The organism is Bacillus sp. P4_D3 (genome assembly GCF_056401855.1).
This window is the reverse complement of record NZ_JBFUIN010000961.1, coordinates 1-1019: the sequence shown is the minus strand read 5'-3', so window position 1 is coordinate 1019 and position 1019 is coordinate 1. Positions and strand designations below refer to the sequence as shown.

General features: G+C 36.0%; 2 protein-coding genes. One reads left to right on the top strand and one right to left on the bottom strand.

Features of this window, described 5'->3' with window-relative positions; translation table 11 throughout:
* Positions 1 to 470: ATP-dependent Clp protease proteolytic subunit (locus AC1DTM_RS28350; protein ID WP_477001476.1), on the top strand; the 470-nt coding region annotated here is incomplete at its 5' end.
* A gap of 46 nt (positions 471 to 516) precedes the next feature.
* On the opposite strand, the gene AC1DTM_RS28345 is transcribed toward AC1DTM_RS28350, so the two are convergent.
* A partial coding sequence (locus AC1DTM_RS28345) for a glycine betaine ABC transporter substrate-binding protein (protein WP_477001475.1) occupies positions 517 to 1019 on the bottom strand: 503 nt, incomplete at its 5' end.

Here is a 1019-nt window from a genome sequence, read left to right as displayed (position 1 = left end):
ATCAAGTTGCAAGCAGTGTAGTAGCACAATTATTATTTTTAGAAGCGGAAGACGCAGAAAAAGATATATTCCTCTATATCAATAGTCCGGGCGGTTCAACGACAGCGGGATTTGCAATATTAGATACGATGAACCTTATTAAACCAGATGTGCAAACACTTTGTATGGGCTTTGCGGCATCATTTGGTGCGCTTTTACTATTAGCTGGCGCAAAGGGAAAAAGATTTGCGCTCCCTAACAGTGAAATCATGATTCATCAACCGCTCGGCGGTGTAAAAGGGCAAGCGACGGAGATTGAGATTACAGCAAAAAGAATATTAAAGTTAAAACATGATATTAACAAAATCATATCTGATCGAACAGGGCAACCAGTAGAAAAGGTAGCTCATGATACAGAAAGAGATTATTTTATGACGGCAGAAGAAGCGAAGGAATATGGAATTGTTGATGCAGTTATTGAGAAAAAATAACATGACACAGGCTAGAGAATATGATAAATTCCCTAGCCTGTTTTTGTCATTCTTTTACCCATTCATCAACTAAAGCTTGATTTTTTTTAATCCATTTTCGCGCGGCTTCTTCCGGATCTTTCGTTTTATTTAGCATGACCATTAAAGTACCTAGTTGTTCATCGTTCATTTTCCATTGATCAAAGTATTTCACAATATCAGGATGATCTTTTTCGAAACCTTTACGAACTGAGTAATAAATGTCATCTTTTTCACCATATACTTTCTTAGGGTCTTTTAAATATTTTAAGTCAAATTCTGAAAAGCCCCAATGTGGATTCCAAAGCGTCACAGCGATTGGTTTCTTTTTCGTATATGCCTTTTTTAATTCACTCATCATCGCAGCTTCTGAAGATTGGACAAGTTTGAGTTTTATATCATATTCTTTCATTGCTTTATTCGTTAAATTCATAAGGCTACTGCCAGGTTCAATCCCGACGATTTTATTATCTAGCTCATCTTTATGAGCGTTTAAATCTTCGATGCTGTTTATGTTTTTCACATAAGAAG